This window comes from Rathayibacter rubneri, assembly GCF_023743255.1.
Lineage (GTDB): Bacteria > Actinomycetota > Actinomycetes > Actinomycetales > Microbacteriaceae > Rathayibacter > Rathayibacter rubneri.
Map to the genome: position 1 here is coordinate 1 of NZ_JAMRYM010000136.1, position 6549 is coordinate 6549.

A 6549-nucleotide genomic window follows, 5' to 3' on the forward strand; every position below is an offset into this window, starting at 1 on the left:
GCCGACGGCGGTCAGGCGGGCGAGGTACTGATCCAGCCCCTCGCGGTCGGCGGGCGGCTCCCCCAGGCGCGAGACGTCGGGCACGGCGAGGCGGGGCGGATCCGCGATCTCGCGCCGGCAGCGCGCGACCAGCTCCCGGAGCGGGGCCTCGCGGCGCTCCGCCGCCTCGGCCAGCTCCTGCGCGCGCAGGCGGTCGCGCTCGAGCCCTCGGCGCTGCGAGGCGGCGATGATCAGGTCGCGCTCGAGCCGGGCCGAGTCGTTCTCGAGCTGCCCGAGCGGACCGGACACGTCCGCGCCGCGCCCCGCCTTCTCGGCGAGGGCGTCGAGGCGCGAGCGCAGCACGGCGACGCGCTCGGCGGCGGGCCTGTCGACGGTTCCCCGCGCGTCCCGGGTGAGGTCCCGGCAGCGCTCGATCTCGGCGCGGACCCCGACGATCCGGCCCGCGACGTCGGTGCCGCTCGGATCGAACTCGAGACGCGACTTCAGCTGCGCCACGACGGCGTCGCAGAGGCGCACCGCCTCGACGAGCGAGACCGCCGCACCGCCGCTGCGCCCGCTCGACGCGTCGAGCCTGCCCCAGATCAGCTGCGACATCCGCTCCCGGGCGACGGTGTCGACCCGGCCCGAGTCCCAGACGATCTCGAGCTCGGCGAGCCGTCTCGTGACGGATTCGCGCAGCGACTGGGCCAGCACGATGTCGGACGTGTAGCTGTCGGCCTGCGGGGACGCGAGCGCCGCCGCGTCGAGCCTGGAGAGCTCGCGCGTGGTGCGGTCGAGCCATCGGGTCAGCGCCGCGAGGTACTCGAACAGCTCGCGCTGCGGGATCGCTTCCCCGAGGCGCCCCGGGGCGACCGGGGTGCCCTCCGCGACGCCGGCGGCCTGCGTCATCGTCCGTAGACCGGCGCGGGCGGCGCGGCCTCGCCGAGCTCGCCCAGCCAGCGGTCGTAGATGCTCTGCCAGCGGCCGTCGGCGCGGATGCTCTCGAGCGCGCCGTTCACGAAGCGCACGAAGTCGATGTCGTCGGCCGCCATGCCCAGGCCGTACGGCTCGGAGCTCAGCGGCTCGCCGATGACCTTCGCGTACGGGTCCTGGGCGACGAATCCGGCGAGGATCGTGTCGTCGCCCGCGATCGCGTCGACGGACCCCTCCTGGAAGAGCGCCAGGCACTGCGTGTGCGTGTCGGCGGCCACGGCCTCGACTCCCGGGTACTCGTTCTCGAGGCGGCTCAGGGTCGTGGTCGCGCGCGGGGCGCAGACCTGCTGGTCCCCCGCGGCCTCGAGATCCTGAATGCCCGCCGCGTCGCTGCTCTCGGAGACGAGCAGCTTCAGCCCCGCCCCGTAGTACTCGGAGGAGAACGCGATCGTGCTCCAGCGGTCGCAGGTCATCGTGAGGGTGCGGGCGACCAGGTCGACCGGGGGTGCGCCCTCGCCGCCCGTGAGCGCCGGCAGCCGCTGGGCCGAGGTGATGACCACGAAGGTGATCGCGTCGGGACTCCCGAGGATCGCGCGCGCGATCTCGCGGGCGATGTCGATGTCGAAGCCCTCGATCGTGCCGGTGAGCGGGTTGCGCGCGCTCATCAGGAGGGTGTCGGCCGAGACGCCGACGCGGAGCGAGCCGCGGTCGCGGATCTCGGTCAGGGTCGCGCTGTCGGTGACGCCGGTCGGGGCGTAGGAGGTGGTGGCCGACGGCGTGCAGTCCGTGGTCGGCGGCGCGGCGGTCGCGGTCGGCGCGGGAGTCGCGGTCTCGGCCGGGGCCGACACCAGCGTGCCGAGGTCGTCGGCTCCCGTGGTGCAGCCCGAGACGGCGAGGACCGCCGCGGTGAGCAGCGCGAGGGTCGCGGTGCGGATCCGGTTCATCGGTACTCCTCCAGTCGCTGCGAGACGCCCCGCCAGGCGAGGACGGCGCCCACGAGGCCCGCGGCCAGCAGGACCCAGGAGGTGAGCGACGAGATCTCTCCCCAGTCGCCCAGCGTCGAGGAGGCCGTGGCGGCGTCGGCGCGGACCGCGTCGCGGGCGTCGACCTGGAACGTCCTGAAGGCGGCGTTGGCCGAGCCCTCGTCCGGCGAGACCGCGAGCGCGACGGCGGCGTCCCACCGGCCGGCCTCGTCCTCCGCGCGGATGTCGTCGTGCAGGTCCAACCAGGCGCGGAGCCCGGTCAGCAGCGCTCCGTCGACGATGCCGCTCTCGATGCCCTCCTGCAGCTGGCGCTCGGCCTCCCCCGCCGCCTCCTGGAACTCGGCCTCGAGGGCCGCTCCCGAACCGCGCTTGATGAGGGTGAAGCTCTCGAGCGACTTCGCGTCGGTCGCCGCGGTCAGCGCCTGCGAGACGGCGAGCGTGGCGCGGTAGCTCTCGGCGCGCACCGTCGCCGCGTTCGAGGCGGCCACTCCGTAGACCGCGGTGCCCGCGATGCCCAGGACCGCCAGCAGCGCGGTCGCGGTCGCCAGCGACCGGTTCAGGTAGCGGTGCGTGCGCCGGGCGAGCGCGATCTGCGCCGCCACGAGCACGAGCAGCATCAGGAGGGAGCCGATCATCAGCAGGACGCTGAAGCGCACGGTGTCGTAGGCGCTCGCGACCCGGTCGGCGCCGGTGGTGACGAGGCCGTTGAGGTCCTCGAGGACCCCGTCCTCGGCGTCGGTCAGCACGGACGACGCCTGATCGAGGTACGCCGATCCGACCGGGAAGCCCTGACGGTTGTTCGCGCGCGCCTGCTCGACGAGACCGCTGTAGGTCGCGATCTTCGTGGCGACCTCCGCGAGCGCCGCGGCGTCCTCCGGCTCGGCCGCGGCGAGCTCGGTCAACCGCGACGTCGCTGCGGCGAGGCTGTCGCTGTACTGCTGCCGCTGCTCGGCCGGCTCCAGGCCGCCCACGAGGAACGTGTTCGCCGCGATCGCGTTGGCGTCGACCAGGAGGTTGCGGACCTGCTGGACGCCGACGAGCTGCGCCGACTGCGCCCGGGCCTCGGCCGCGGCGCGGGCCTGCAGCGCTCCGGTCTGCTGGGCGACGAGGCCGAACAGCACCGCGGCGAGCGCGGTGAGGACCAGGAGGGTGCGGAAGAGTCGCGGAGTCGTCGACGTCGCCCGGGCGAGCAGGGACGGCCGCTTCGGTGCGGGGAGGTTCGCGACCTGCACGAGGGGCGGCGCCGGGGCTCGCTGCACGGGCGGCGCGGCGGGACGCGAGGCGGGAGCGGTGCTCATGCGGTCTCCTCCGTCTGCGGGGCGTCTTGCCCGGGGTCCGGCTCGGGGACGGGCTCGGGGTTTGCCGCCTCGGCGCTCTCGGTGATGTCCTCGGGCTCCAGGATGCGCAGGTCGTCGAGCGTCGGCTCCTCGACGTCGCGCAGTCGCCAGGCGTGACGCGCGATCGCCGCGTCGAGCACGTTGCGCACCCAGCGGCCGTTGCCGAACGCCTCCGTCCGCTGCTGCGCGGCGGCGAGCTCCGCGAAGGCGGCGACCGCCTCCCGGGTCGGCTCGAAGTCGGCCGAGGCCGCGAGGCGCGCGAAGATCGCCGAGAGCTCGTCGTCGGTGTAGTCGGCGAAGTCGATCGTGGTCGAGAAGCGGCTCGCGAGTCCGGGGTTCGTGTCGAGGAAGCCCTGCATGGGTCCGGAGTAGCCCGCCACGATCACGACGAGGTCGCCGCGGTGGTCCTCCATGTCCTTCACCAGGGTCGTGACGGCCTCGGCTCCGTACTGGTCGAGCGCGAGCGCGTACGCCTCGTCGATGAAGAGCACGCCGCCGCGGGCCGACGCGATGACCTCGGCGGTCTTCGTCGCGGTCTGCCCCAGGTAGCCGGCGACCAGCTCCGAGCGGTCGACCTCGACGAGCACTCCCTTCGAGAGGATCCCGAGCGAGCGGTAGATGCGCGAGACGAGCCGGGCGACCGTGGTCTTGCCGGTGCCGGGATTGCCGGTGAAGACGAGGTGGCGGGTCAGCGTCGGAGTGGTCAGCCCCGCGGCCTGGCGCAGGGTGTCGATCCGGAGCAGCTGCGTCTGCCGCTTGATCTCGCTCTTCACCCGGTCGAGGCCGATCAGGGCGTCGAGCTCGGCCATGAGGTCCTCGATCGACTCGGGCGGCTCGAGCTCCTCGGGCTCGGGCTCCTCGACCGGCGCGGCGGAGGGAGCGGCGGCGGCGGGGCCGCCCGGCTCGTCCTGCGGGCCGTCGTGCTCGGTGCGGCGCAGGCGCGCGAGGATCTCGTCGATCCCGGGCACGCCCTGGGGCAGGAGGGAGGGCGCCGGGAAGCCGGACGCGGTCGGAGCGGGAGCCGGCGGACGCGGCGCCTCCTGCTGCCGGGGGATCGCGCCGAGCTGGGCCGCGGCGGTCGCGGACGCGGCGGCGATGCCTCCGATCCCCGGTTCGCCCAGGGCGCTCGCGGCCGAGACGACCTCGGTGAGCGCGCGGGCGTAGGCGGGCGCGTGCTCGGATCCCGCGCGGACGAGAGCGGCGAGGTGGTCGGTCGGGCCGCTCCGCCAGCGCCGCGCGCTCGAGGCCTTCTTCACCGCCGCCTCGAGCCCGCCGGACGTGCCGGTGGCCGAGAGCCAGTCGTGGCCGGCTCCGGTGATCGACTCGGCGACGGCGGCCGCGAGCCGCGCACCCTCGTCGCGGACGGCGGCGGCGTCGAGTCCGGCCGCGGATCCGGTGAGCACGAGCGCGTCGAGCGCCGAGGCGAGCGCGGTCACGAGGCGCTCGGCGGGGTCAGCGGGCCGGACTGCTGCGAGGGCTGGGCGGGGGCGGCGGCGCCCGAGTCCAGGGCGCTGCTCAGCGACGACTCCGAGAACTTCTCCGCCAGGAACTGCCCGTGCGCGATGAGCGCCGACGCGTCCTGGCGCGAGACGGCGTCCGAGATGCGGTCGAGGGTGCCCCCGAGGATGTCGAGCTGGTCGGTCAGGATCATCAGCGAGGTCTTCCCCTTGTACACGGCGCGGCGGTCGGCGAAGTCGCGCGGCAGGCGGAGGTAGCCCTCCACCGCCTCGGGCAGGTAGCTGGTGGCGGTCGCGACGACCGTGTGACCCTGCTGGCTCATGCCGCCGAGGCGGTCCAGCCGCGGCACCATCTCGCGCACGGTCTCGTCGATGCGGCGGATGCGCGCGGCGACCGACGGCGCGACCCGCCCCTCCGTCTCGGCCCTCACCCGGTCGAGCGACGCGAGGATGTCGTCGCTCGTGGGAGTCGCCGGGAGGACCACCGGCGCCTCCACCGGCGCGGGATCGGAGCCGCCGAACAGGCGCGACAGCCAGCCCATCCCGACTCCTAGCGGCCGAGATCGAGCGAGGAGGCCGCGTCGATGTCGGAGTTGCTGCGGCGCGCCCGCTCGACGTACTCGCCGGCCTTCGCGGTCTCGGTCTGCAGCACGCCGACGGTCTGGGCCATGCTGTCGAGCGCCTTGATCTTGAAGTCCGAGATCGAGTCCATCGTCTGGTAGATGTTCGCGAACGCGGCCTGCAGCTGCGGGAGCCCGACCGTGGCCGAGGCGGCCTGCGACTGGATGTTCGCCGACTGCTCGGCGAGCATCCGCGACGTCGCCTCGATCATGTTCGACGTGGTCGTGTTGAGCGCCGTGATCTGGTCGAGCACGAGGCGCTGGTTCGCGAGCGCCTGCGCCACGATCACCGCGGTGCGCAGCGCCGAGACGGTCGTCGTGGTGGCGCGGTCGACGCCCTTGATCAGCTCGACGTTGTTCTTGATGACCACGTCGATCGCCAGGTAGCCCTGGATCGACACGGCCAGCTGGGTCAGGAGGTCCTGGTGCTTCTGCCGTGCGTAGAAGAGGACGTCCTCGCGCAGCGCCCGGGCGCGGTCCGGGTCGGTCGCGTCGAGCTCGGCGATCTTCGCCGAGAGCTTCACGTCGAGGCGCTCCGCGACGTAGATGTACTCGTTGAGACGCGTCATCGTCTCCCACAGGTGCTGCTTCTCGAGGTTGAGCGCGGCGTTGTCCTTGCGGAGCTCGTCCTGCCCGTCGTAGAGCGCCTGGATGATGGCGTTGAGGTGGGTCTGCGCGCTCTCGTAGCGGCGGAAGTAGTCGGTGATCTTGTTGCCGAAGGGGATGAAGCCGAGGATCTTCTTCTGCACGTTGTCCTCGGACGGGTCGAGGTCCTCGACCGTGCGGCGCAGCTCCAGCAGCGTCCGGCCGATGGTCGAGCCCTCGGAGAGGCCGCCCTCCTGCAGCGCGCGCACGGGCGCCTTGAGCAGCCGGTTGGAGGAGTCGGCCGCCGAGCGGATGTCGGCGTCGCCCATCGTGCGGATGTCGTTGGCCTTCGCCGCGAACTCGGGGCTGCGCGCCTCCGACTGCAGCAGCGACGCGAGGTAGCCGTCGACCTTCGCCTCGAGGCCGGGCAGCGCCTGCTCCGGGACCTTCGGCGCGATCGACGGCGCCGAGGTGGTGGGCACGGCGGCCACGGGCTCCGGCGGGGTGAGCGACAGAGCGTTCTGGACGGGCGGCTGCAGGGCCTCGGTCATCAGGGTTCCTCACCGTTCCTGGCGCGCGGCGCCGACTCTGGATGAACGTCCGGCAAGCATATCCCGGGGTGTCGGGAGGGAGGCTGTGCGCGGGCCGGGGCGGG

Annotated in this window: 6 protein-coding genes; all 6 read right to left on the bottom strand. The window is 73.7% G+C overall.

Going from position 1 to position 6549, the window contains the following annotated elements; all coding sequences use genetic code 11:
• A partial coding sequence (locus tag NB037_RS17985; RefSeq protein ID WP_251948226.1) for a coiled-coil domain-containing protein occupies positions 1-888 on the bottom strand: 888 nt, incomplete at its 3' end.
• The gene (locus NB037_RS17990) at positions 885-1856 is read right to left on the bottom strand and encodes a glutamate ABC transporter substrate-binding protein (RefSeq protein WP_251948228.1); all 972 of its coding nucleotides are present in this window, start codon (positions 1854-1856) and stop codon (positions 885-887) included. The genes NB037_RS17985 and NB037_RS17990, both read right to left, overlap by 4 nt.
• Positions 1853-3193, bottom strand: a complete 1341-nt coding sequence (locus tag NB037_RS17995) for a GlnX family signal transduction membrane protein (protein ID WP_251948230.1) — start codon at positions 3191-3193, stop codon at positions 1853-1855. The genes NB037_RS17990 and NB037_RS17995 overlap by 4 nt, the downstream gene beginning before the upstream one ends.
• The gene (locus NB037_RS19970; RefSeq protein ID WP_251948232.1) at positions 3190-4668 is read right to left on the bottom strand and encodes an AAA family ATPase; all 1479 of its coding nucleotides are present in this window, start codon (positions 4666-4668) and stop codon (positions 3190-3192) included. Before NB037_RS19970 ends, NB037_RS17995 begins: the two co-directional genes overlap by 4 nt.
• On the bottom strand, positions 4665-5231 hold the full coding sequence (locus NB037_RS18005) for a hypothetical protein (protein ID WP_251948235.1): 567 nt from the start codon (positions 5229-5231) through the stop codon (positions 4665-4667). Before NB037_RS18005 ends, NB037_RS19970 begins: the two co-directional genes overlap by 4 nt.
• Before the next feature lie 8 nt (positions 5232-5239).
• Complete coding sequence (locus NB037_RS18010) at positions 5240-6445, bottom strand: toxic anion resistance protein (protein ID WP_251948237.1); 1206 nt, start codon at positions 6443-6445, stop codon at positions 5240-5242.
• Positions 6446-6549: the final 104 nt, after the last annotated feature.